The sequence below is a fragment of the Paraburkholderia graminis genome, from assembly GCF_003330785.1.
GTDB classification, from domain to species: domain Bacteria; phylum Pseudomonadota; class Gammaproteobacteria; order Burkholderiales; family Burkholderiaceae; genus Paraburkholderia; species Paraburkholderia graminis.
In genome coordinates this window covers 1,575,387-1,599,092 of the sequence record NZ_CP024935.1, presented here as the reverse complement: position 1 = coordinate 1,599,092, position 23,706 = coordinate 1,575,387, and the positions used below count along the sequence as shown (strand labels likewise).

At 60.8% G+C, this 23,706-nt stretch carries 13 protein-coding genes and 1 pseudogene; 9 read left to right on the top strand and 5 right to left on the bottom strand.

Annotation, left to right across the window (positions count from 1 at the left end):
• Nucleotides 1-2 precede the first annotated feature (2 nt).
• The 4 genes from fabI to CUJ91_RS25290 are packed head-to-tail and all read right to left on the bottom strand — an operon-like array spanning nucleotide 3 to nucleotide 5,335.
• The gene (gene fabI, locus CUJ91_RS25305; RefSeq protein WP_006051620.1) at nucleotides 3-785 is read right to left on the bottom strand and encodes an enoyl-ACP reductase FabI; all 783 of its coding nucleotides are present in this window, start codon (nucleotides 783-785) and stop codon (nucleotides 3-5) included.
• Between the two features lie 38 nt (nucleotides 786-823).
• Complete coding sequence (locus CUJ91_RS25300; protein ID WP_029968791.1) at nucleotides 824-2,011, bottom strand: acetate/propionate family kinase; 1,188 nt, start codon at nucleotides 2,009-2,011, stop codon at nucleotides 824-826.
• Between the two features lie 4 nt (nucleotides 2,012-2,015).
• Entirely contained in the window at nucleotides 2,016-2,954 is a 939-nt protein-coding gene (locus CUJ91_RS25295; protein ID WP_006051618.1) for a phosphate acetyltransferase, read from the bottom strand.
• A gap of 44 nt (nucleotides 2,955-2,998) precedes the next feature.
• Nucleotides 2,999-5,335, bottom strand: a complete 2,337-nt coding sequence (locus CUJ91_RS25290; protein ID WP_114157446.1) for a DUF3141 domain-containing protein — start codon at nucleotides 5,333-5,335, stop codon at nucleotides 2,999-3,001.
• 293 nt (nucleotides 5,336-5,628) lie between these two features.
• Here CUJ91_RS25290 and CUJ91_RS25285 point away from each other — a divergent pair.
• The 8 genes and pseudogenes from CUJ91_RS25285 (at nucleotide 5,629) to CUJ91_RS25255 (ending at nucleotide 17,896) form a co-directional block, all read left to right on the top strand.
• A pseudogene (locus tag CUJ91_RS25285) lies at nucleotides 5,629-8,024 on the top strand (phosphoketolase family protein).
• An 86-nt stretch (nucleotides 8,025-8,110) separates the two neighbouring features.
• Entirely contained in the window at nucleotides 8,111-10,609 is a 2,499-nt protein-coding gene (locus CUJ91_RS25280; protein WP_114157445.1) for a glycogen/starch/alpha-glucan phosphorylase, read from the top strand.
• Nucleotides 10,596-12,686, top strand: coding sequence for a glycogen debranching protein (locus tag CUJ91_RS25275; RefSeq protein ID WP_114157444.1), 2,091 nt, complete (start codon nucleotides 10,596-10,598; stop codon nucleotides 12,684-12,686). The genes CUJ91_RS25280 and CUJ91_RS25275 overlap by 14 nt, the downstream gene beginning before the upstream one ends.
• Before the next feature lie 89 nt (nucleotides 12,687-12,775).
• Nucleotides 12,776-14,365, top strand: a complete 1,590-nt coding sequence (locus CUJ91_RS25270; RefSeq protein ID WP_114157443.1) for an aspartate:alanine exchanger family transporter — start codon at nucleotides 12,776-12,778, stop codon at nucleotides 14,363-14,365.
• Nucleotides 14,366-14,421: 56 nt separating this feature from the next.
• Nucleotides 14,422-15,417 (top strand): 2-hydroxyacid dehydrogenase, encoded by a 996-nt coding sequence (locus tag CUJ91_RS25265; RefSeq protein WP_114157442.1) that lies wholly within the window; start codon nucleotides 14,422-14,424, stop codon nucleotides 15,415-15,417.
• 198 nt (nucleotides 15,418-15,615) lie between these two features.
• Nucleotides 15,616-16,185 (top strand): BPSL1445 family SYLF domain-containing lipoprotein, encoded by a 570-nt coding sequence (locus CUJ91_RS25260; protein ID WP_006051611.1) that lies wholly within the window; start codon nucleotides 15,616-15,618, stop codon nucleotides 16,183-16,185.
• Nucleotides 16,186-16,277: 92 nt separating this feature from the next.
• On the top strand, nucleotides 16,278-16,748 hold the full coding sequence (locus CUJ91_RS34940; RefSeq protein WP_244231023.1) for a tetratricopeptide repeat protein: 471 nt from the start codon (nucleotides 16,278-16,280) through the stop codon (nucleotides 16,746-16,748).
• 38 nt (nucleotides 16,749-16,786) lie between these two features.
• Complete coding sequence (locus CUJ91_RS25255; protein WP_244231022.1) at nucleotides 16,787-17,896, top strand: tetratricopeptide repeat protein; 1,110 nt, start codon at nucleotides 16,787-16,789, stop codon at nucleotides 17,894-17,896.
• Nucleotides 17,897-18,751: 855 nt separating this feature from the next.
• On the opposite strand, the gene CUJ91_RS25245 is transcribed toward CUJ91_RS25255, so the two are convergent.
• Nucleotides 18,752-19,606 (bottom strand): DUF2092 domain-containing protein, encoded by an 855-nt coding sequence (locus tag CUJ91_RS25245; RefSeq protein ID WP_232292363.1) that lies wholly within the window; start codon nucleotides 19,604-19,606, stop codon nucleotides 18,752-18,754.
• A 1,342-nt stretch (nucleotides 19,607-20,948) separates the two neighbouring features.
• Here CUJ91_RS25245 and CUJ91_RS25240 point away from each other — a divergent pair.
• Nucleotides 20,949-23,660 carry a TonB-dependent receptor plug domain-containing protein gene (locus CUJ91_RS25240; protein ID WP_029968810.1) on the top strand — a complete coding sequence of 904 codons (2,712 nt, stop codon included), beginning with the start codon at nucleotides 20,949-20,951 and terminating at the stop codon, nucleotides 23,658-23,660.
• Nucleotides 23,661-23,706 lie beyond the last annotated feature (46 nt).

Below are 23,706 nucleotides of genomic sequence, written 5' to 3'. Positions count from 1 at the left end.
GGTCAGGCCATGATATTGACGCCGCCGTCGATATACAGCGTCTCTCCGGACAGGCGCCGGGCGTAGGGCGTCGCCAGAAAGGCGCAGGTAAACCCAACATCCATGATGTCGACCAGCTCGCCCAGCGGCGCGCGTTGCGCAGCTTCCGTAAGTAGCAGATCGAAGTCTTTCAGGCCCGACGCGGCTCTCGTCTTGAGCGGCCCCGGTGAAATGGCGTGAACGCGGATTCCCTTCGGGCCGAGTTCATATGCAAGGTAACGGGCGCAGGCTTCCAGTGCGGCCTTGACGGGTCCCATCATGTTGTACGAAGGCACTACCTTGTTTGCGCCGTGATAGCTCATGGTGAGCATGGTGCCGCCGTTTTTCATCAAAGGCGCGGCAAGGCGGGCCATGCGCACGAACGAGTGGCACGAAATGTCCATTGCACTCGCGAAGCCTTCGCTCGAACTGTCGATCAACTGTCCTTGCAGATCATTTTTGGGCGCCCACGCGATCGAATGGACGAGAATATCGAGGTTGCCCCATTCCCTGTCGATTCGTTCGAACACGGCCGCAAGCTCGGCCGCGCTCGAAGCATCGAGCGGCTCGAAGATCGATGCACCGAGGGCCGTTGCAAGCGGCTCTACATAGGGCCTTGTTTTCTCGTTGGCATAGGTAATCGCGAGGTCCGCGCCCAGCTCGCGAAACGCTTTCGCACATCCGTACGCGATCGAATATTCGTTGGCAATGCCTGTGACCAGCGCTTTCGCGCCACTCAGGATCGGCTGCGGCGGGGCGGATGTCATGGAGGTATCCTTCGGGTCCGGTCGGGCGTACGTTCGCTCTATGAGGCGGCGGCATGGATCGCCGCGAGTGTGTGTTGCCCTATCATGAGTTCTTCATTGGTCGGGATGACCCAGACAGATACCTTGCTCGACGCAGCGCTGATGCAGGGGCCGCCCGACTCGTTTGCCGCAGGGTCGAGTTCCAGTCCGAGCCATGCGGCGTCGCGCACAATGCGCTCGCGAATCGCGCTGGCGTTTTCCCCCACGCCGGCTGTGAGAACGAGCGCGTCGATGCCGTGCATCGCGGCCGCTAGCGAGCCGAGTTCACGGGCGATCCTGTACGTGTAGATATCGACTGCGAAACGGGCGCGTGGCGCATCGCTCGCGAGCAGTGCGCGCATGTCGCTCGAAATACCGGACACGCCAAGCAGGCCCGACTGCCGGTAGATCAGATCTTCGATGTCCTGCTTGTCCATCTTCAGTGCATCGATCAGATAGAGAATTACGCCTGGGTCCAGATTGCCGCAGCGTGTGCCCATCGGGAGGCCATCGACGGCGGTGAAGCCCATCGTGCTCGCGACGCTCTTGCCGCCCACCATCGCGCACATGCTGGCGCCGTTGCCGAGATGGGCTACGACGCATCGGCCCGCTGCCGCGGCCGGTGCGATCCGAGGCAGCACGCTCGCAATGTACTCATAGGAGAGGCCGTGAAAGCCATAACGGCGCACGCCTCTTTCCGTGATCGCCGAGGGTAGCGCGTAAGCCTGCGCGACCTCGGGTGTCAAGCGATGAAACGCCGTATCGAAGCAGGCTACCTGCGGGATATCGGGCCGAGTTCGCGCGATGATGCGTATCGGACTCAGGTTGTGCGGCTGATGCAGCGGTGCGAGCGGCACCAGCTTGTCCAGTTCGTCGAGAACGGCGGGCGTCACCGTCACCGGGCCCGAGTACATCTGACCGCCGTGTACGACACGATGGCCGACGGCGATCAGACGATATCCTCCGCCGTAGCTTCGCAGGAAGCCGCCGATATGCTCGATTGCGCCCTCGTGTCCGAGCGTTGGATCGGCGTCCCAGTCGCGGGTTGTCGTGTTGCCGTCGCTGTCTACGGCGATAAAGCGTGGCGCCGTGCCGAGACCGTCGACCTGACCGCGCAGCACGAGATGCATCGTCGCACCGTCTACGCCGAAGGCGCGGAACTTGATGCTGGACGAACCGGCGTTCAGTACCAGAATGACATCCGGCATGGCGTTACCTCAACACCTTGTCGCTCGTGCGCCTGGCGTCTGCCACGAGGGCCGCCACTGCGCATGAGGCGAGGCGCGTCAGCAAGCTGTCGGCGCGGCTGGTTAGCACGATCGGCACACGGGCGCCCAGCACGATACCCGCCGCATCCGCACCAGCGAGAAACGACAGGCTCTTCGCGAGCATGTTGCCGGCTTCGAGGTCGGGCACCATCAGCACGTTGGCGCGGCCCGCCACCTGCGAATCGATCTGCTTGATCCGGGCCGCTTCGACACTGATCGCGTTGTCCAGTGCAAGCGGACCGTCTACCAACGCTCCCGTCACCTGACGTCGATCGACCATTTTGCAGAGCGCGGCGGCTTCTATCGTGGAAGGCAGTTTCGGATTCACGGTTTCCATCGCTGACAGAATCGCCACGCGTACTTGCTCGAATTGCAACGCGTGACCCAGGTCGATCGCGTTCTGCAAGATGTCCATCTTCACGTCGAGTGTGGGCGCGATATTGATCGCGGCGTCGGTGACGATCAGCGCCTGCTCGAGCAGCGGGACGTCCATGACAAAGCAGTGGCTGATACGCCGTTCGGTACGCAGCCCCGACTCGCGGCTCACCACCGCGCCCATCAGTTCGTCCGTATGCAGGCTGCCTTTCATCAGGGCTTCTGCCTTGCCTTCGCGCACGAGTTGCACTGCGGCGGCTGCCGCGGCGTGGCTGTGCGGGGCATCGACGAGCGCAAAGCCGGCGATCGCAACGCCGGCCAGCGCGGCTGCGGCTTCGATACGCTCGACCGGCCCCACGAGTATCGGCGCGATGAGCCCCAGCCGCGCCGCTTCGACAGCGCCCTCGAGCGAGCTCGCATCGCACGGATGCGCGACCGCCGTTTTCATCGGCGGCAAGCTTTTGCAGTGCTCGATGAGTCGTTGGTACTTGCTGTGCTTCGCTTCCATTGAGGCTCCATGCAAAACAGGACCGTGTGCATCTGGCTGGCGGACTATGGCCGCGCGAGCGCAGCAACGGAGCGGCCCGGCGTGGGCTTCGCCGTGAGTGCCTGGCGAATGCGATCGAACATGGCCCGCTGCGCTTCAGTCGGACCGGTGCTTTGTACGCGTTCGTCTTTCAACAATTCGTCTAGCAGCGTGATGAAACGCGCCCGATCTTTCCTGTCGGCGACAAGTACCGGCAACGTGGCAATCGCCTCATCCTGCTCGAAGCTGACGATGATTTCCTGCTCACCGCGAATTCGCCGCCACTGATCGGCAGGCAGATCCGGAAGATAGCTCGCGTACGCCTGAGCCAGTTCCTTGCGCGTGACGAGCCGCGAAAGCGGCAATGGCTCGCCTTTGCGCGAGAGCAGGGCGGCCGCGCGTGCGATTGCTTCCGTGTAGCCCCCTTCGCGGATCGACGCGAGCGCTTCCTTGACGAACGGCAAATCGCGAGGATCACTGTCGGGCCCGGTCCCGCTTTTGGCCCCGCTTTCTGCCGCAGGTTTAGCGTCAGCGAGATAGAGCGAGAACAGGTTGCCGTAGATCGTGAAGAATGTTGCCTCCGTACCTGCATCGCGCATCTCCCGATAGTAATCGAGCGATGCGCTGATCATTTGCGAGCCGCTTTGCTCGATCGCGCGCCACGGGTTGTCTGCTTCCGCGGGCTGGCGATGAGTCTTCACCGCGCTCGCCGCGGATGGCAGCCACGCGAGCCAGGGATTGAGATCCGAGAACGCCCAGCGCTGCAAACGCAACGGATGAAATTCGCGAAACAGCCGCGCGGTCGTTTCGTTCGACATGGCCTGCACGATCGGCTGGGCGAACAGTTCGTACGCACGCTGGTTGAACTCGGAAAGTTGCGCGACGGCTTCGAACGGCTTTTCGTCCTCGCGCTCGAAGCGGTTGAAATGCGCCGCGATTTCTTCGAGCCGATGTTCTCGAAACTCGACCTCGTATTCGGTTTCGCCGTTTGCGTCTTTTCGTTCGGTGATCGACATTCCGTAGAGGCCGGGCGCAAAAGATTCGATGGCTTCCAGCACTGAGACGATCTGCGTGTGTTCCTTCTTTGCCACTTTGCCCGATACAAAGATGCCGAGATGGCCGATGTCCTGATGCATGAGTCCGACGATCACCTGGCCGCGGGCCTTGATTTCCTCGGTGCTGCCGTACAGATCCGCCACCCAGTTAAATGCCTGTTGCGGCGGCGTGATGTTATCGCCAAGCGATGCAAACAGAATGATCGGCGAGCGGATTTCGCGCAGATCGAATGCCTTGCCGCTTGATCCTCTCACATCGCCAGACCAGAGCTTGTTTCCGATGAACAGGTTGTGCGTGATCCACTCGATTTCCTCGCGGTTCATCAGATAGTAATCGCCCCACCAGCGTTCGAAGTCGAGAAAGCGGGGCGGTTCGGTATCGACGTTATGAAAGAGGTGATAGTACTTGTCCCACAGCGTATTCGCCGGATTAAGGCTCTCGAAGTTCTGCACCAGATGAGCGCCGTCGAATTTTCCGGCTCCGAGATCCGCGGCAAATGACGCAAGCCACGAGCCTCCGAGTATGCCGCCGGCGTAGCGCATCGGGTTATCGCCCTGGCCTTCGCTCCACGCACCGCTCCAGTAGGACATCGGCGCGCCATTGATGACGATCGGGCCGGTGTCGTCCGGGTCTGACGCCGCGATCATCATCGCGGCCCACCCGCCCTGGCAATTACCGACGAGCGCGGGTTTCGGGCTGTCGGGGTGTAGCGTGCGCAACCGCTTCACGAACTGCTGCTCGGCGGCGCACACGTCGAGCAATGTCTGGCCCGGTTCTGGATCGGGAAAGAAGATGAGAAAGTACACCGGATGTCCCCCGCGCAGCGCGACACCGGCTTGTGAGTCGTCCTTGAAGCCTCCAATGCCCGGGCCATGGCCGGCGCGCGGATCGATGATGAGGTAAGGGCGCTTGCGCGGGTCCACAATCACGCCTTCGGGAGGCTTGATTTTTAGCAGCGCGTAGTTGACGGGCCTTTCGAACTGGCGACCGTCGAGAACAGACTCGTAGTCGAAGTGCAACACGGGTTTCGGATCCTGCCGGGCCCGCTCGCGATACGCAGTCCCGCGCTCACGCAGCGTATCGAGAAACATGACCGACCGCTGAATGATGTCGAGCCCGTAAGACCATGTGTCCCAAGGCGTTGGCGCACGCGTGGTCGGCGCGGCTGCAGTGTCGCGATCGACACCTGACGCGGTGCGCACGCGTTCTGTCAGATGCTCGTGTGCGACCGCGCTGCGCTTCGTCAAAATGCGGGCAACCTTTGCATTGATGTCCCGACTGCGTGAAAACTGCTTTGCTCCGTCCATGAGATGGACCTCGACATTGAAAAGCGGGACCAACGAGGCGCGACTTGCCAACGGTTCGAATGCTGAAGGCAGCGCCCGACTGTAGCAATTGGACCATGGTCCTACACGCGAACCGCTGGTTGCTGCCGGCCCGGCGGCGGGCAGGCGGCCGACGGCGTAATGGAGCAGGTTGGCTGCCCGCCAACATCGGCCTAAGGTCCTATTGCCTGTCGCCTGTCCGGCGTTTATCTCTATTGTGTAGAGCCGCTCGCCTGTTTGTTGGGGCCGAGGCTGCACGCACAGGAGACACCAGCATGAGCAGCAATCGAGCATCGGACTCCTCGAACCCAACCGCGCTCTCCAACGACGAACTAAGGCGGATCGACGCCTGGTGGCGCGCGTGCAATTACCTCTCGGTCGGCATGATTTACCTCAAGGACAACCCGCTTTTGCGCGAACCCCTCAAAGTCGATCATGTAAAGCACCGTCTGCTTGGGCACTGGGGCGCAAGTCCCGCGCTTTCGTTCGTCTGGGCGCATCTGAATCGCGTGATCAAGCGCGACGACCTGGACATGATTTTCATGGCCGGGCCTGGGCACGGCGCGCCTGGCGTACTCGGCCCAGCCTATCTCGAAGGCACCTATTCGGAGGTCTACCCGGACAAAAGCGAGGACGCCGAAGGCATGCAGAAGTTCTTCAAGCAGTTCTCGTTTCCGGGACATATCGGCTCGCATGTGACGCCCGAAACGCCCGGCTCTATTCATGAAGGCGGTGAACTCGGCTACAGCCTGTCGCACGCTTATGGCGCTGCGCTCGACAACCCTGATCTGATCGTGGCCTGCGTGGTCGGCGATGGTGAGGCCGAGACAGGTCCGCTTGCGACCGCGTGGCATTCGAACAAGTTCATCAATCCCGCGCGCGACGGCACCGTACTGCCAATTCTGAACCTGAACGGCTACAAGATCGCCAATCCGACGATCCTCTCGCGCATCAGCCACGGAGAACTCGCGGCGTTACTCGAAGGCTACGGCTATATGCCGTATTTCGTCGAAGGGTCCGACCCGTCGCAGATGCATCAGACAATGGCCGGCACGCTCGATACTGTGATCGCCGACATCCGCTCGATTCACGAAAGGGCGCGCGCGGATGGCAATGCCGAGCGTCCACGCTGGCCGATGATCGTGTTGCGCACGCCCAAGGGCTGGACGGGGCCGAAGGAAATCAACGGCCATAAGGTCGAGGGGTCATGGCGTTCGCACCAGGTGCCGTTCTCGGATGTAAGGGGAAACCCCGCGAACCTCGACCTGCTCGAAAGCTGGCTGCGCGGCTACAGGCCCGGCGAATTGTTCGATGACTCCGGAAGGTTGCTTACGGAACTGCGCGAGCTTGCGCCGCAAGGCCCGCGCCGCATGAGCGCGAACCCGCATGCAAACGGCGGATTGTTGCGCCGCGATCTGAAGCTGCCCGACTTTCGCGACTACGCGGTCGAAGTTTCACGCGCCGGCAATGTGCTGCGCGAAAACACGCGCCGCTTGGCCAGTTTCTGCGTGACACCATGCGTTGCAACATGGACACCTTCCGCGTCTTCGGCCCCGACGAGACTGCGTCGAACCGGCTTCAGTCGATTTACGAAGTCAGCAAGAAAGCGTGGATGGCAGACATGCTGCCCGAAGACGACGACGGCGGCGAACTGTCGCGCGACGGCCGCGTGATGGAGATGCTCTCGGAGCACACGCTGATGGGGTGGCTCGAAGGCTATCTGCTTTCCGGCCGCCACGGCTTCTTACACACGTATGAAGCGTTCGCGCACGTGGTGGACTCGATGTTCAACCAGCACGCGAAATGGCTGGACGTATGCAAGAACCATGTGCCGTGGCGGGCTTCGGTGGCCTCTGAAAATATCCTGCTTTCGTCGACGGTATGGCGTCAGGATCACAACGGCTTCTCGCATCAGGACCCCGGCTTCATCGACCTCGTGACTAACAAGAGTCCCTCGGTCACACGGGTTTATTTGCCGCCGGACGCCAATACGCTGCTCGTCGTGGCGGATCAGTGCCTGCGCTCGACCGACTGCATCAATGTCATCGTCGCCGACAAGCAGAAGCACCTGCAATTCACGACTATCGACGAAGCGGTCGTGCATTGCGCGAAAGGCATGGGTCTTTGGCGGCGCGCGAGCAATGACGAAGACATGGAGCCCGACGCGGTGATGGCTTCATGCGGCGACGTTGCCACGCAGGAAGCGCTCGCAGCAACGGCCATTTTGCGCGAGCGTCTGCCCGAGTTGAAACTGCGCTTCGTGAATGTAGTCGATCTGTTCAAAATGCAGCCGGTGACAGAGCATCCGCACGGCTCGACGGAGCGCGAATTCGACAGCCTGTTTACCGTCGACAAGCCCGTGATATTCAATTTTCACGGCTACCCGTGGCTGATTCACAAGCTTGCGTATCGATTCCGCAATCACGAGAATCTGCACGTTCGCGGCTACACGGAGAAGGGCAACATCAATACGCCGCTCGAACTCGCGATACTCAACAAGGTCGACCGCTTCAATCTGGTGCTGGACGTGCTCGATCGTGTGCCGCGCCTGCAGGGCAGAACCGCACATCTAAGAGAAGACATGAGGAACGCGATCATCCTCAACATGAATTACGCGCATGAGCACGGTACGGATAATCCGGAGTTGTCGGAATGGGTGTGGCCGTATTGACCGTCCGGAGCATAGAACCTGCGTTGCGTGATCCAACGGGAGCCGGGGCCGATCCCGCCCCGGCGTGAAATGCGAGGGCCGAGACCATGAACGAGGTTTCCGTAGCGGAAGCGGCTTTGAATACGCAAGGCGCCACTCACGACGTGAGCGGCTACGCGTTCCAGAACGACGTAGTCAGGAATCTGATTTGCCGGGTAGGACGCTATCCGGACATTGCAAGCCCGCACGACTGGTACATGGCGCTTGCCTTCAGTGTGCGCGATCGGATGCTCGCGCGCTGGGCCGCGTCGACGAAAGTCTACGCCGCACAAAACGTCAAGGTCGCCTGTTATCTGTCCGCAGAGTTTTTGATCGGCCCACAGCTTGGCAATAACCTGCTCAATCTCGACATGGGAGACGAAGCGCGCGAGGCGATGCATGCGCTGGGGCAGGACGTCGACGCGCTGCTTGCGATCGAGGAAGAACCCGGACTTGGCAACGGCGGCCTCGGACGCCTTGCCGCGTGCTACATGGACTCGCTTTCCACGCTGGAAATACCGGCGATCGGTTATGGCATCCACTACGAGTTCGGCATCTTCGATCAGGTTATCCGCGACGGCTGGCAGGTGGAGGTGACAGACAAGTGGCTGCAGAACGGCAATCCCTGGGAAATCGTACGGCCGGATGTGAGTTACTACATCGGCTTCGGCGGATACACGCAACAGCAGACCGACGCTGAAGGCCGCCTCCGCGTGAACTGGATACCGGCGCGGCAAGTGAAGGGCGTTGCCTGCGACCTGCCGGTGCAGGGCTATCGTGTCGATACCTGCAATGTACTTCGGCTGTGGAAGAGCGAAGCGGTCGAGTCGTTCGACTTCCAGGATTTCAACGCCGGCGAATACTACGAGGCTGTGCAGGAGAAAGTGGTTTCGGAAACCTTGTCCAAGGTTCTCTATCCGAACGACGAGCCCGAGGCGGGCAAGCGTCTGCGGCTTGCGCAGCAGTATTTTTTTGTTTCGTGTTCGCTGCAGGATATGTTGCGGCTAGCGGCATTGAAGAACACATCCATCGAACACTTTCCTGACCTGTTTGCCGCGCAACTCAACGATACACATCCATCAATCGCCGTTGCCGAGTTGATGCGTCTGCTGCTGGACGTGCACGGACTTTCCTGGGATGCGGCGTGGGATATCACCCAGCGCACTCTTGCATACACCAATCACACGCTGTTGCCCGAGGCGCTTGAAACGTGGAGTCTGCCGCTCTTTCAGAGCCTGCTGCCGCGCCAGCTCGAAATCATTTATGAAATCAATCACCGTTTTCTCGACAGCGTGCGGTGTGCTTTTCCCGCCGACGACGCGCGCGCGACGCGCATGTCGCTGATCGACGAACGCGGCGACAAGAAGGTGCGCATGGCGCATCTCGCCACGGTGGGCGCGCATGCGGTCAACGGAGTCGCGGCATTGCACTCCGATCTTTTGCGCCAGACGGTGCTGCGTGATTTTGCGGAGATGTATCCACAACGCTTTCTCAACGTGACGAACGGCGTGACGCCGCGCCGCTTTCTCATGTTGAGCAATCCGGGGCTCGCGGGTCTTCTCGACAGGACTATCGGCGCGAAGTGGCGAGCCGACCTGACCGAGCTCGACGCGCTTGCCGCGCATGCCGACGATGACGGCTTTCACGAGGCGTGGCGTGCAATGCGCTTCGACAACAAGGCGGCGCTGGCGGCGCGTATCGCTGATGCAACAGGTATCGACGTCGACCCGAACGCGCTATTCGACGTCCAGGTCAAGCGCATCCACGAGTACAAACGCCAACACCTGAACGCGTTATACATAATCAGTCTGTATCGGAGGCTATGCCGCGATCCGGGGCTCGACATCGCGCCGCGCTGCTTCATCTTTGGCGGCAAGGCGGCGCCGGGCTACGCGATGGCCAAGCTGATGATCCGCCTGATTACGGGCATTGCCGAAGTCGTCAATGACGATCCGGTAATCGACGGTCGGCTGAAAGTCGTGTTCTATCCTGACTTCAACGTGAAAAACGGGCATTGGGTGTATCCCGCCGCGGACCTCTCGGAGCAGATTTCAACCGCGGGCAAGGAGGCATCCGGCACGGGCAACATGAAGTTCATGATGAACGGCGCGCTGACCATCGGCACACTCGACGGCGCGAATGTGGAGATCCGTGAAGAAGCGGGCGCCGACAACTTCTTCCTGTTCGGCTTGACCGCGCAACAGGTCGAAGAGGCCAAGCGCGACGGCTATCGTCCTTCCGACTATGTGAAGTCTAACGACGAACTGAGCGATGTGTTTTCGGAGATCGCGCAGGGGCGCTTCTCGCGGGGCGACCCGAATGTATTCAGGCCGCTTGTCGACAGTCTGCTGCAATTCGACCCGTTCCTCGTGCTGGCCGATTTCGCGGATTACGTCGCGTGTCAGCAACGTGTGAGCGACGCGTGGCAGGACGCAAGGCGGTGGACGCGAATGTCGATTATGAATACGGCGCGATCGGGCAAGTTCTCGTCCGATCGTGCGATAGGTGAGTATTGCGAGCGCATATGGAACGCTCGTGCAGTGAGGATCGACCTTGAGCAGCGCTAACGTCGATAGCCAGCGTACTTATGTAGCGCGGCCCGGCTCACGATTTCCGCCTGGTGCGTCGGTCGTGCCGGGCGGCGTGAATTTCTGTATTTTCTGCCGGCACGCGGCTCGCCTGGAACTGCTGCTTTACGCTTCGCCGGATAGCATCGCACCGTTCCAGATCGTCGGACTAACGCCCGAAACAAACCGCACATTCTATTTCTGGCATGTGTTGATAGAAGACCTTCCGGAGCAATGCTGCTACACGTGGCGTGCATACGGCCGTCATGGTGTTCCGCAACTGGATGACGAAGCCAGCAGCCGTTTTGAGTTGCTCGATCCCGGCGCGCGCGCGGTCAGCGATCGGCGATGGCGCCGCCAGCCCGCTGCCGCTGTACGGGAGCGAGAGCATGCTTCGCTGCGAGCCATCGTCACCGAACCGCTGGGCGAACGCGAAGACGTGAGCGTGCGCACACTCGATGACGCGATCATCTACGAGCTGCATGTAGGCGGATTCACGCGCGATTCGTCGAGCGGCGTTCAACACCCCGGAACGTTCTCGGGGCTGATCGAGAAAATCCCCTATCTGAAGGATTTGGGCATCACGCACGTGGAGTTGCTGCCGGTGATGGCTTTCGATGAGCAGGACGTGCCTGCACCGGCTGCAGCGATCGGCCTCGTCAATTACTGGGGCTACAGCACGCATAGCTTCTACTCTCCGCATCCTGGCTATAGCGTCGAACCTGGGCGCGCGCCGCAGGAGTTCCGTGCGTTCATCGATGCGATGCACGCGGCCGGGATCCAGGTGCTGCTGGACGTGGTGTTCAATCACACGGCGGAAGCGGGCGCGAGCGGCCCTGTGATCAATTTCAAGGTGCTCGCCAACGAAGTCTTCTATCATGTCGATCCGGCGCAAGGAGGACGTTATCTCGACTACACCGGCTGCGGCAATACGGTCAACTGCAATCATCCGCTGGTGTCGGCGTTCATCCTGCGTTGTCTCGAGTACTGGGTTCAGGAATTCGGCGTGGACGGTTTTCGTTTTGACCTCGCGAGCGTATTCACGCGCGGCGAGGGCGGTGCATTGCTAGGTACGCCGCCGTTGCCGTGGGCAATGGAAGCTTCCCCGGTACTCGCGCGCGTGCCGCTGATCGCGGAGGCCTGGGACGCGGCGGGGCTGTATCACGTCGGCGCGTTTCCGGGCATGGCGTGGGCCGAGTGGAACGGGCGTTACCGTGACGTGATCCGGCGCTTCGTGCGCGGCGATCCTGGAATGATCGGCCAGATGTGCACGTGTCTCGCTGGGAGCGCTGATCTTTACCAGGCGGACGGCAGATTGCCAGTGAACAGCATCAACTTCGTCACCTGCCACGACGGCTTCACGCTGCGCGATCTCGTCAGCTACGACGCGAAGCGCAACGAGGCCAACGGCGACGACAACCGCGATGGCAGCAACGATAACCTCTCGTGGAATTGCGGCGAGGAAGGCGACTCAAACGATCCGTCGATCGTCCGTCTGCGTTTGCGGCAGGGGCGCAACTTCATTGCGATCCTGCTGCTGAGCCAGGGGGTACCCATGCTTCTCGCCGGCGATGAAATCCTGCGTACCCAGCGCGGCAACAACAACGCTTACTGCCAGGACAACGAACTGTCGTGGACGGACTGGCGTTTCTCCGATGACTCCCTTGACATGCTGCGTTTCGTGCGCGAGATGATCGCGCTGCGCAAGCGTCACCCGAGCCTGCGTCGTCGCCGGTTCTTCACGGGCGGTACGGAGCATGGCCAAACGCATCCCGATGTGGCGTGGCACGGGGAACGGCTCGGAGCGCCCGCATGGGGAGACCCGCAGGCTCGCCTCGTCGCGTTCACGCTCGCGGCACAGGCGCTCGACGAGCCCATGTTGCACGTCATCTTCAACATGAACGCAGACGGGCGCGATGTTGAGCTTCCCGCGCTCGACCACGCGAACTGGCGGCGGCTCGTCGATACGGCTGCGGAACTGCCGTCGAAAGTCGTTTCGAACATTGAAACGGCCCGCGTCGAGCGCGGTATCTGCCGCGTCGAATCGCGCAGTGTAGTCGTACTTGAATCGAGATGAATTGGTGCAGTGGTGCAAGACCGTCGGCGGCAAAGCGACTTCCATATCGATGTATTGCTGCATTGCCTTGTACAACCTGAGGGGGCGTCATGGACGCAGTCAGAACCTTCGTCGAAGCTCAGCCGCTGTTTGCGCTGTTTTTGACGATCGCGGTTGGCTACCTGATCGGCGAAATCAATGTGAAAGGCGTGGCGCTGGGCTCCGGGGCAGTACTGTTCGTTGGACTGGCGCTTGGCGCGTTCGCGCCAAAAGCCACGCTGCCAGCGTTGCTGGGCACGCTGGGTCTGTTGATGTTTCTGTATGGCATCGGCATTCAGTACGGCGCACAGTTCTTTCGTGGACTGACGAGCCGCGAGGGCCTAAAGGCCAATCTCGCCGCATGTATCGGCGTCATTGCGTCAGGCCTCGCAGCGTGCGCGTTCATCCGCTTTGGCGTTACGCTCGCCGATTCTCTCGGCATGTTCGCAGGGAGCGGCACGAGCACGGCGAGCCTTCAGGTTGCGATCGCATCGATGAACAGCAGCGATGCCGCCGTGGCCTATAGCGTTGCCTATCCGTTCGGCGTGGCCGGGCCGATTCTATTTATCTATGCGCTCAACGTGGCGCTCAAAGCCAGGATACGCAAGCCGCCCGCGAAGTTGCTCGAGACTGCGGAAATCGCGCTGCGCAATGAGCGTCTCTTTGGTCTGCGGTTGCCGGAACTTCTGACACAACTGCCTGCTGGCGTAGCCATCGCGGCCGTGCGGCGCGCGCATCGCAACCAGCTCCCCACCGACGATCTCATTCTGCGCGCCGACGACGTCCTTCTTGTCACGGCCACCGACGCGCGCCTGCTCGAGGAGGCGACGACGCTGTGCGGGGAGTTGCAGCCGGGACGCATCGCGAGTCACCGGGAAGACCTGGACTACATGCGCGTGTTCGCTTCGAATCCGTCGGTGGTCGGCATGCCGCTTGGCAGTCTGCGTTTCCCGGACGGTGTGAACTGCGCGGTTGCGCATGTGCGGCGCGGCGATACGGATCTGCTGTCCACGCCGGAGCTTGTTCTCGAAGCGGGCGATCGGGTCGGCCTGCTCGTGAACCGCGCGCATCAGGTGGCGGTGCGCGCGTTCTTCGGCGATTCGATCAAGAGCACGGCCGATCTCAGTTTCATTTCCTTGGGCATAGGCGCGGCTGCGGGACTGCTGGTCGGCGCGATCCCGCTGCGCTTTCCGGGTCTCGGTGCGTTCAGTCTGGGTCTGGCGGCGTTGCTGCTGGTCGCGCTGTGCCTTGGCAAGGCGCGCCGCAACGGACCGTTCGTATGGACGATGCCGCTTTCCGCGAACCTTGTCCTTCGCAACCTCGGACTCACCATCTTCCTCGCGCAAGTGGGCATCGCTTGCGGACCCAAGTTCGTCACGACCGTCGGGACCGCGGGGCCGCTGCTGCTGCTTTATGGCGCGATAACTTTGCTCGTGCTCGTCGGCGTCACGGCGATATGCTGCCTGTGGGTTTTCAAGCTGTCTTTCGATACATCGGTGGGCGTGATTTGCGGTGCAACCGGCAACCCCGCGATTCTCGCCTTCGCGAACCGCGTTGCGCCGACGGATCAGCCCGACATCATGTACGCAATGATTTTCCCGTCGATGACCATCCTCAAGGTGCTTTTCGTGCAGCTTGCCATAGCGATTGCAGCCGGCTAGACGAAGCTGCGCCGCACGAGGACGCACGTTCAACCCGGACACTGAAGGAGTCGATCATGGAAGTAGCGGTATTTAGTTCGACGCGCTATGAACGCCGGTATCTCGACGGAGCGAATCGCAACGGTGCGCACAAGCTGCATTACTTCGACGTGTTGCTGGATACGGATACCGCCGGCCTCGCCGCCGGCTACGGCGCCGTCTGCATCTTCGTCAACGACAAGGCGGACGCGGAAGTACTCGGCGCGCTGCACAGGGGAGGGACGCGTCTGCTGGCTCTGCGCTGCACGGGCTTTAACAACGTCGATCTCGCCGCCGCCGCCGGGCTCGGCATGAAGGTGGTGCGCGTGGTGACGTATTCGCCGAACTCCGTGGCGGAACATGCCGTAGCGCTTCTGCTCGCAATCAACCGAAAGGTGCATCGTGCCTACAATCGCACGCGTGACTCGAATTTCTCGCTTGACGGGCTGACTGGCTTCGACCTTTGCGGCAAGACGGTTGCGGTGGTCGGCACCGGCAAGATCGGCTGCGTGTTCGCGAAGATCATGCTCGGCTTCGGCTGCAGGGTGATCGGTTTCGATCCGCAACCGTCGGCGGAATTTCAGGCGCTCGACCTGAGCTATGCGAAGCCCGGCGAGATAGGGGAGCAGGCCGACGTTATTTCGCTGCATTGTCCGCTTACACCGGCGACACACCACGTGATCAACCCGCAGACGCTGGCACGCGCGAAGCGAGGCGCGATACTCATCAATACCAGCCGCGGGGGCCTGCTCGACACCGAGGCTGCCATCGACGCGTTGAAGACCGGGCAGCTCGGCGGCCTTGGAATAGACGTGTACGAACAGGAGAGCAATCTCTTCTTTCGCGATCTATCGAGCGAAATCATCACCGACGATGTCTTTCAGCGACTCGTGTCGTTCCCCAACGTAATTGTGACGGGGCATCAGGCCTATCTCACGCACGAGGCGTTGACGACCATTTGCGAAACCACGCTTGAAAGCGTCTCGGCATTCGAGAACAATCGGACTTTAGAGAACGAGGTGAAGACCCAGTAGCAGCGTGCGCTATTGACTACGCGAAGCGAGGCTAACGAGGTCGCGACGCATCGGACCAAGGTCCTATACCTGCCCGCGTGCGCGAGGCCTATCGTTCATGTGCGGTGTTGCCGCGTTACTCCGTCGCGTGGCGGATACGAATCGCAATCTCATCTGTTTCCAGGCGCAAATCTGGCGCACTTCAATAAGGGAACGCTCATGAACCGTCGCACTTTTTTTTCGGTTAGCGCAATCGCACTAGCCAGCTCGCTCGCCGCGTGTGGCACGACCTCGAATCCGACGGAAGCGGCCAATAAGCGCAATGAAATCGACGACGGCGTCGATGGCGCCCTCAAGAAGCTATACAGTTCGACGCCGGGTGCTCAGGCGCAGGCCGGCAACGCCAAGGGGATTCTTGTCTTTCCGTCCGTGTTCGCGGCAGGCGTAGTGGTCGGTGGCGAATACGGCGAAGGCGCGCTTCGCGAGCGAGGCACGTCCGTCGGGTATTACAAGACCAGTACCGCCTCATTTGGCTTGCAGATCGGCGCCCAGTCCAAGGCGGTGATACTCATGTTCATGACGCAGGACGCGCTCGACAAATTCCGCACCACCGACAAGGGCTGGACAGCCGGCGTGGATGGCTCCGTCGCGGTGGCCAAGACTGGCGCCAACGGTTCGCTCGACACTGCAACGACCAGTTCGCCGATCGTCGGTTTCGTGGTCACGAACTCCGGCCTGATGGCCAACCTCAGCTTTGAAGGCACGAAGGTCAGCAAGCTCGACATCTAGAAGCGGTGGCGGACCGGATGAATCTCCGCTGAATTTGGCGGTAACCAACCGGAAGCATCGCTCGTAAGACCCGCTAGACGCGATTCCGTACAATGGGCCTCTACGATCTTTGGACAGATCGCACTTGCCTGGTGCCCAGCGTAATGAGTCACGATACTGAACACATTCTCGCCGCCGCGCAGGCGAACTTGCAGGCCGGTCGGCTCGACGATGCGGCAAGCCTGCTTCACGGCATTCTGAAGACCGCTCCCGACCACGGCGAGGCGCTGGCAGGCCTTGGCTATATCGCCGCCCAGCAGGGCGATCATGCACGCGCCGCGGACTATCTGATCCAGGCATCGGAGCGTGCGTCACTCTCGTGGCATCAACTGAAGTTCGCCGCGCAGGTTTGTCGGCTGGCGCAGCGCCGCGATGCTGCTATAGCGTTGCTCGAACGCTGCCTGGCGCAGTGTCGCAACGATGCCGCCGCGTTGCATGGTGTGGCGGTGTCGCTGATAGAGCTTGGCGAATCGCAGCGGGCACTCGAGGTGTTCGTGCATCTTGCAAGGTCCATCCGCAACTAGCCGAAGCGCACTACAACCGGGGAACGCTGCTAGGCACGATGGGTCGCTATGACGACGAGCTCGATGCCTACCGGCAGGCCATCGCGCTCAAGCCGCGTTTCGTGCGCGCATACGTTAACCTCGGGGTCGCATTGCGAGATCTCCGGCGCTTTGATGAGGCGTTGCTTCAATTCAGGAAGGCGCTTTCGATCGATCCGAACGACGCCGGCGCACGCACGAATCGAGCACAGACCAATTTACTGCTGGGCGAATTCGAACACGGCTGGCGCGAGTACGAATGGCGCTGGCGCGATGGCACGGGCGACCACGGATTTCCGCAGCATTCGCTATGGACTGGCGCGCAACCGATAGGCGGCAAGACAGTGCTCGTTCATCATGAGCAAGGGTTCGGCGACACGCTGCAATTCGTACGCTTCGTGGATCAGCTAAGTGCGGCCGGCGCGCATGTCGTGCTGCGTGTCCAGGACGCGTTGTTACCGCTCCTCCGACATTATCCTGGCGCGGCGGAAGTTATCGGTGAGACCGACCAGGTAAAGCATTTTGACTATCACATTCCAACCATGAGTCTGCCGTTTGCGCTCAAGGTGGGTACACCCGGTCCCGCGCTATCCGGTCCCTATCTGCAGGCCGACGAAGAGCTTGTCCGTCAATGGGACGAGTTGTTGCCGGTCTCCAGGCGACGGCCGCGGATTGGGATTGTGTGGTCGGGAAGCCGTACGCATCTGAACGATCACAATCGATCGATTCCGCTTGAGCAACTGAAGCCGGTATTCGAAACCGACGCGGACTTCTTCGCGTTGCAACCGGATGTGCGCGATAGCGATCGGGCGTGCCTCGCACAACTTGAGCAAAGCGGGGCGCTACGCGATGTGTCAGGACGGCTAACCAGCTTTGCCGAAACCGCTGCGCTGATCGCCCGGCTCGACCTGGTAGTCAGCGTCGACACAGCCGTGGCGCACCTGGCCGGGGCGCTTGGAAAACCCGTCTGGATCGCTCTGCCGTTCATGCCGGACTGGAGATGGCAACTCGATAGGAACGATAGTCCGTGGTACGCAAACGCGCGGTTGTTCCGGCAAACCACGAGAGGCGATTGGACGGATGTAGTCGCTGCGCTTCGCGCAGAGATCGATGCATTGCCGGACGTCTAAACGGTGGCTTTCGTGCTGACATTCGAGAGTCAGCAGGACCCAAGCTATGCTCCACCGCCAGCCGTGCGAGAGGCGACCGCGATCAATATCCAGGCGGTGGCGGAACTTGTGTGTACACCACGCCGCCGCTGCCATACCCCGTCGCGAACCACGTCGCGCCGCACTTATAGTACGGCACCTCGTTAACGGCGATTGGTGCGACGTTGCACGGCGGCGCGACAGGCGCAGGCGCTGCGACAACCGCAGCGGTTGCGGGCGGCGGTGCGGTTGCGGCAGCGGTCGCACCAACCACCATTGCCCCGGCCACAAATCCGACTGCCGCAGAGCCGCCGTCCCAATCCGAGTTGGAGCAGTTGTTGCAATCGCCATGGTAGTTGCTCTGCACGTTGCTCACGGTGTTAGCCCGCGTGTTCTGCATCTCCTTAGCGGTGGATTGACGTGCACCCTGGTTCTGGCTCGACGCAGCCTGGCGCTGGGACTGGTTCTGGCTCGCGCTCTGCTGGCGGTTCGCCTGGTTCTGGCTGGAGGTTGCCTGCATCGAACTCGCTGAACTCTGACGCGCGCTCTGATTCGCACTTGATGTCGAGGTCGCTGTAGCCTGGCGAGAGGTCTGCCGTTGTTGGGCCGTTGCCTGCTGTCCGCCGCGAGATCGTGAACCGCCTTGCACAGCGGTCGAGCCGCCGGAAGAGAGGCCCCCAGCCGACGCTGCCCCGCCACGCGAAAAGCCACCTTCGCCGCCACCGCCACGGGCGCCACCACCTCGCTCGCCTCGTGCATCGACCTGGTTGATCAGCCCCAACGTGAGCACTGCGGCGAACAACGCCGCAATGGCACGGTCCCACGGTCCTGTTTTCATTATTTGGCTCCCTTCTTCGCCGACGACTGGCGAGCCGTGTGCGACGCACGCGGGAGTTGCGCTGCGAACGCGACTTTCTGCAGGCCCTCGGGCACCTGTGCCGAGAAGGTCGCATCGTTAAGTTGGGGCGCGAGATTCCAGTCGATAAAATCCGCCCAGAACTGGGGCTGGCCTACAGCCTTCTTGTAAGTCAGTACGATCCGCTGCAGCAGGGGCTTGTCGCCATCGGCCACCCACACCTGAAAATCCACCGTGTCGGTACGCGCGGCCAGATGATGGGACGCAGTTCCGTAGATACTCGTCTTCTCAACATAGTCCACCGAACCTACCCTGGTTTGCAATTCTTCTGGCAACCGGTTCAACAGCAGCGCAGCGAGCGGCAGGCGCATGCCGAGATCCTTGACGAAATACACGATGCTCTGGTCCAGCGCACCTGGTTGCGGCGCAGTCGCATAGACTTTGCTGGCGAGATCGACCAGAACGATCTCTTTTCCAGTCAGGACAACTAGTGTTTTTGCGCCATCGCTGCGCTCGGTTTCTACTCGCATGCGATCCGGCCGGCTCAACGTAACGGTGCGGTATTCGCCGAATTCGATTTTTTGCCCAGACGGCTGCTCCGCGTCGTAGCCGCTGCGCACACCGACACGAAAGTTCTGCGTCCCGCCAAGGAACTGCGCCATTTTCATGAGAATCGCGCGAGCCTCGGCTTGTGAGGCGGTTTCAGGATGAGCTCGCGCGGCACGCACCGGCGGTTCTTTTTGCCCGGAGGCAGGATAGGCGTGAGGAGCGCTGCTCAATAGCAGAACTAATAGCAAGCTCGCCCACGATGAGCGGCGCAATAAGTTAGTGATCAATTTATTAACTCCTCAACTGGAACAGCCCTGAGAGCTGTCGGTCCGCCCATATAAAGAATAGTGGATTACAAAGTTTTTACCATGCAAGGATGCGCATCTTAGCCAGCTAACGCGCAGCCAGGGTCTGATCAGGTGTGGTCATGGTTGCTCGATTTCGAGCCACGTGAAGTGTATTTCCGCCGGCCGTCTAGGCGTCTTGCCGGTACCGAAGGATTGGCTTATGGATTTAAAGCCCATCGGACTACGAATGATTTGCGAAGAGATGGTCTCAAGCCACGCGGGCGTTGCTCTAAACGGGTGCTCGAACCTGAGCCGGCACCAACGACTTGCGCCCCACCATTGCATCGCAACAAGCAAGCGCACCGTCTATCTGCCACTCGCATTGCGCTTAGTCTCGTTGCGATAGCTCACCCTTCACAGGCAGTGAAAAGCACCGGAAAATTCGAAAGCCCTAGAACGATCCATCTAATGACAGGTGCGGTGCAAGTTTGAAACAACGGCATCAAAAAAAGTTTGACGACCGATTTTGATTTGTTATTGTCCCTGTCCATTGAGCGCTTTGGTAACACGCAGCGCGCGGCCGTGAGATCCGTGAGTTTCTATCTCCACGCTTTTCCCGCCTGAGCAAAAGTCAGCGTTCCGGTATTCGGACGCCGCTTTCGCTCGCGCTCGAAAGTCGTGGCCGGGTTCGCGTCGTATGGGACACGTCGGACGAGACAGTGTGCGGCGTCCATACACCAGATGAAGCCTGGCCAAAAAGGCATCAAACAAGATTTGTATATATCAAACAAATTTTGACTCTGCGTTTCTGGCTTGCTATGTTTCATCCCACCCAAGGCAAGGGCCGCCATGCGCATGCAGGCGTTCCTGGCTGCGCAACGAAGATGGTAGCCAGGTGTCCGCAAACCTTTCGATAGGCTGACGAACCCACCGGCAAGCCGCGGCGCGCGAACCGGGGGGCGAGTCCTGCTGACCGGAGGCGGGGAGAGGCAAACTTAGGCATCCGTACTAGTTACCGGCTGCGCAAGTGATACAGGCGATGCGAAAAAGTCGAATGCCCAACGCTTCGAATTTTTATCGAACCTGAAATGTTCCAGAAAGAAAATACCTTTCATTTTGTTATTTAGTTAGGCATCCATATTTAAAGCCATTGAATAGATGGCTGATCTCTGATTTAACAAAAGTGCACCTGATTAGATTTATCCGTTTTGGACGTATTTGCACACATGCGGGGCATATCCGGTAAAGCGTGGTGCGTGGGCGTTGTAAAAAAGGCGGAGAAGTCCATAAGACTTTTCTTTGCACAACAGGTGTGGTCTTACTGACAAGTGAGAAGGGGAAAATGAAACAAAGGGCATTGGCGTTGGCCATCAGAAAAATGCTTTGGGCAGAACTTGCGCTGTCAGCGGCGATTGCCGCACCAGCGTTTGCACAAAGCCAACCGGCCCCGACCGGTAGTACCGCAGCCGCGACGACGTCGGAAGCCGCGCCGGCCGCGCCGGCCGCGCCGGACACGGGTAACGTCACGAAGATGCAGCGCGTGGAAGTCACCGGTTCGCTGATTCGCACGTCGGACAAGGTCGGCAACACGGAAGTGCAGACCATCACGCCCAAGGAAATCGAGCAAAGCGGTTATACGACGGTGGCCGATTTTCTGCGCGGCACGTCGGCGAATTCGGGCAGCAGCTGGGGCCAAACGACCATGAACAGCTCGGCGCAAGGTGGCGGCGGCATCGCGCTGCGCGGCTTGAGTGAGAAGTACACACTGGTCCTGGTCGACGGCCAGCGCGTCGCGAATTACGGCAAGGCGGTCAACTTCACGGACACGTTCTTCGACGTCAATTCGATTCCGCTCAACATGGTGGATCACATCGATATCGTGAAGACCGGCGCCGTGTCTGTGTACGGCTCCGACGCGATTGCGGGCGTGGTCAACATCATCACGAAGAAGAACTTCCAGGGCCTGCAGATAGACGGCCAGCTCGGCAAGGCGCAGCATCCCGGCGATGCCCAGGGCAACTTCGGCGTGCTCGGCGGCTTCGGCGATCTGAACGCGGATCGCTTCAACGTGACGGCCGCGGCAAGCTACTACCGCGACAGCGGATCGTCGCTGGCGGACCGGTCGATGACGGCCAATCAGGACTTCAGCCAGTTCCCCGGCGGCCTCGCAGGCCCGCTCGGCCCCAATCAGCAGTCTTACTGGACAGCGCCCGACGGCACCCAGACCGCGCTCAGCCCATGCCCGCCCGGCAGCGTCTCGGCAAACGGCGGCGCGACGTGCAAGAGCAACCCCGCCAGCGCGACATCGCTGGTGCCGTCCACCACGCGTCTGAATGCGAAGGTGCACGGCACCTTCAAAATTAACGACGACGTGCAGGCCTACGCGGACTTGTGGGTGAGCCGCAACGAAACGGTGCAGAACGAAGGCCCGGCCGTGCTTGCAAGCACGACCAACGCGTTCAATCCGGCGACCGGCTCCGCGTTGCCGCTGTCGCGAACCGTCCCGGGAAGCAATCCGTACAACCCGTTCGGCGCGCCGGCGCAAATCAATTACACGTTTCCAAATACGGTTTCAGCCGATACGGTGTCCACATTCTGGCGCGCGACGACCGGCGTGAAGGGCTCGTTCACCACACAGAAGTTCGGCGACTGGGACTGGTCCGCGGACTACGGCCATTCGCAAAGCACGGTCGACACGACATACAGGAATGCCCTGAACGTGGCGGGTGTCGAAAACATCTTGCAGAACGGCGTTTATGATTTCTCGAATCCGTCGGCCACGCCTAACGGATTGAACGGCGTGTTCCAGAACGACTACGAGCAGGCCATCTCCAAGCTCGATAGCGTGACGGCCAAAACCTCCACGGGCAATCTCTTCAACTTGCCGGGCGGGCCTGTGGGTGTCGGCTTCGGCACGGAGTTCCGTCATGAGAGCTCGCTGATCAATTCGCGCACCTACAGCGCGCTCGGCATCACCGCGCCGGCCAACGTGCAGACGGTCGACGGCGAGCGCAACGTGGCCGCGGTCTACTACCAGATTGACATCCCGATCATCCGCAACCTGACGTTCACGCAGGCCGGCCGTTACGACCACTACAGCGACTTTGGCGGCGCGTTTTCGCCGAGCTTCGCGCTGCGCTTTCAGCCGGTGCAGGCGCTCACGACATTCGCGTCGTACAGCCGTGGTTTCCGTGCGCCGACGCTCGTCGAAAATTCGCAGGCGACCTATCTCGCGCACCAGAATCTGGTGGACCCGAACGACCCGAGCGGCGTGCCGACCAAGCACTTCACGACCGAACAGGTGAACGGCAATCCGAACCTCGGACCCGAGCGGACCAAGAACTACAACATCGGCTTCCAGCTATCGCCGGACTCGTCGACGGATATCGGCGCGGCGTTCTACAAGATCCATATCGACGGAGTGATCGGCACCAACGACCCGAACGCGGTGATCAACGCGAACGATCCGTCGACGGTGATTCGCAATGCGGACGGCACGGTAGCGTACATCAAGGAACAGTTCGTCAATCTTGGCTCGCTCGACACCGACGGCTTCGACATGAACTTCCGCAAGTCGGTCGGCACGAAGTACGGCACCTTCACGCTCGCGGGCGACTGGGCCTATGTATGGCACTTCAAGCTCAATAGTCCGGGCGCGCCCACTCAGGATTTCGCCGGCAACAATCTCGCGCTGCTGCAACCGTTCGGTGCGAGCAATCCGCGCTGGAAGGGCAATACGAGCCTGAGTTGGGACTACCGCAAGTTCACGACGACGCTCACCTGGCAATACACCGGCCCGTACACCAACGCGGTGGCGGACGAGTTCGGCGACGGCGGCACCTTGTCTGTCGCGTCGTATAGCCAGTTCAACCTGATGGCCACGTATCGCGGCTTCAAGCACTGGACCATCTACGGCGGCATCAACAACATCTTCGATCGCAAGCCGCCGTTCGACGTGGAGTGGCAGGCCACGCCGGATATCACCGGCTACGACCAGTCGCTTTACACCAACATTGGCCGCTTCTTCCAGGTCGGCGCGACGTATCGCTTCTAGGCCGCGCGATGTCTGTTTTAGAAACGCAGTCTGTCTAATCTGGTCG

Coding starts and splice junctions, on each gene's coding strand:
- CUJ91_RS25295 (WP_006051618.1), bottom strand. CDS start 2,954: ATGGAAGCGAAGCACAGCAAGTACCAACGACTCATCGAGCACTGCAAA.
- CUJ91_RS25290 (WP_114157446.1), bottom strand. CDS start 5,335: ATGGACGGAGCAAAGCAGTTTTCACGCAGTCGGGACATCAATGCAAAG.
- CUJ91_RS25265 (WP_114157442.1), top strand. CDS start 14,422: ATGGAAGTAGCGGTATTTAGTTCGACGCGCTATGAACGCCGGTATCTC.
- CUJ91_RS25280 (WP_114157445.1), top strand. CDS start 8,111: ATGAACGAGGTTTCCGTAGCGGAAGCGGCTTTGAATACGCAAGGCGCC.
- fabI (WP_006051620.1), bottom strand. CDS start 785: ATGACATCCGCCCCGCCGCAGCCGATCCTGAGTGGCGCGAAAGCGCTG.
- CUJ91_RS25240 (WP_029968810.1), top strand. CDS start 20,949: ATGAAACAAAGGGCATTGGCGTTGGCCATCAGAAAAATGCTTTGGGCA.
- CUJ91_RS25270 (WP_114157443.1), top strand. CDS start 12,776: ATGGACGCAGTCAGAACCTTCGTCGAAGCTCAGCCGCTGTTTGCGCTG.
- CUJ91_RS25255 (WP_244231022.1), top strand. CDS start 16,787: ATGGGTCGCTATGACGACGAGCTCGATGCCTACCGGCAGGCCATCGCG.
- CUJ91_RS34940 (WP_244231023.1), top strand. CDS start 16,278: ATGGGCCTCTACGATCTTTGGACAGATCGCACTTGCCTGGTGCCCAGC.
- CUJ91_RS25260 (WP_006051611.1), top strand. CDS start 15,616: ATGAACCGTCGCACTTTTTTTTCGGTTAGCGCAATCGCACTAGCCAGC.
- CUJ91_RS25300 (WP_029968791.1), bottom strand. CDS start 2,011: ATGCCGGATGTCATTCTGGTACTGAACGCCGGTTCGTCCAGCATCAAG.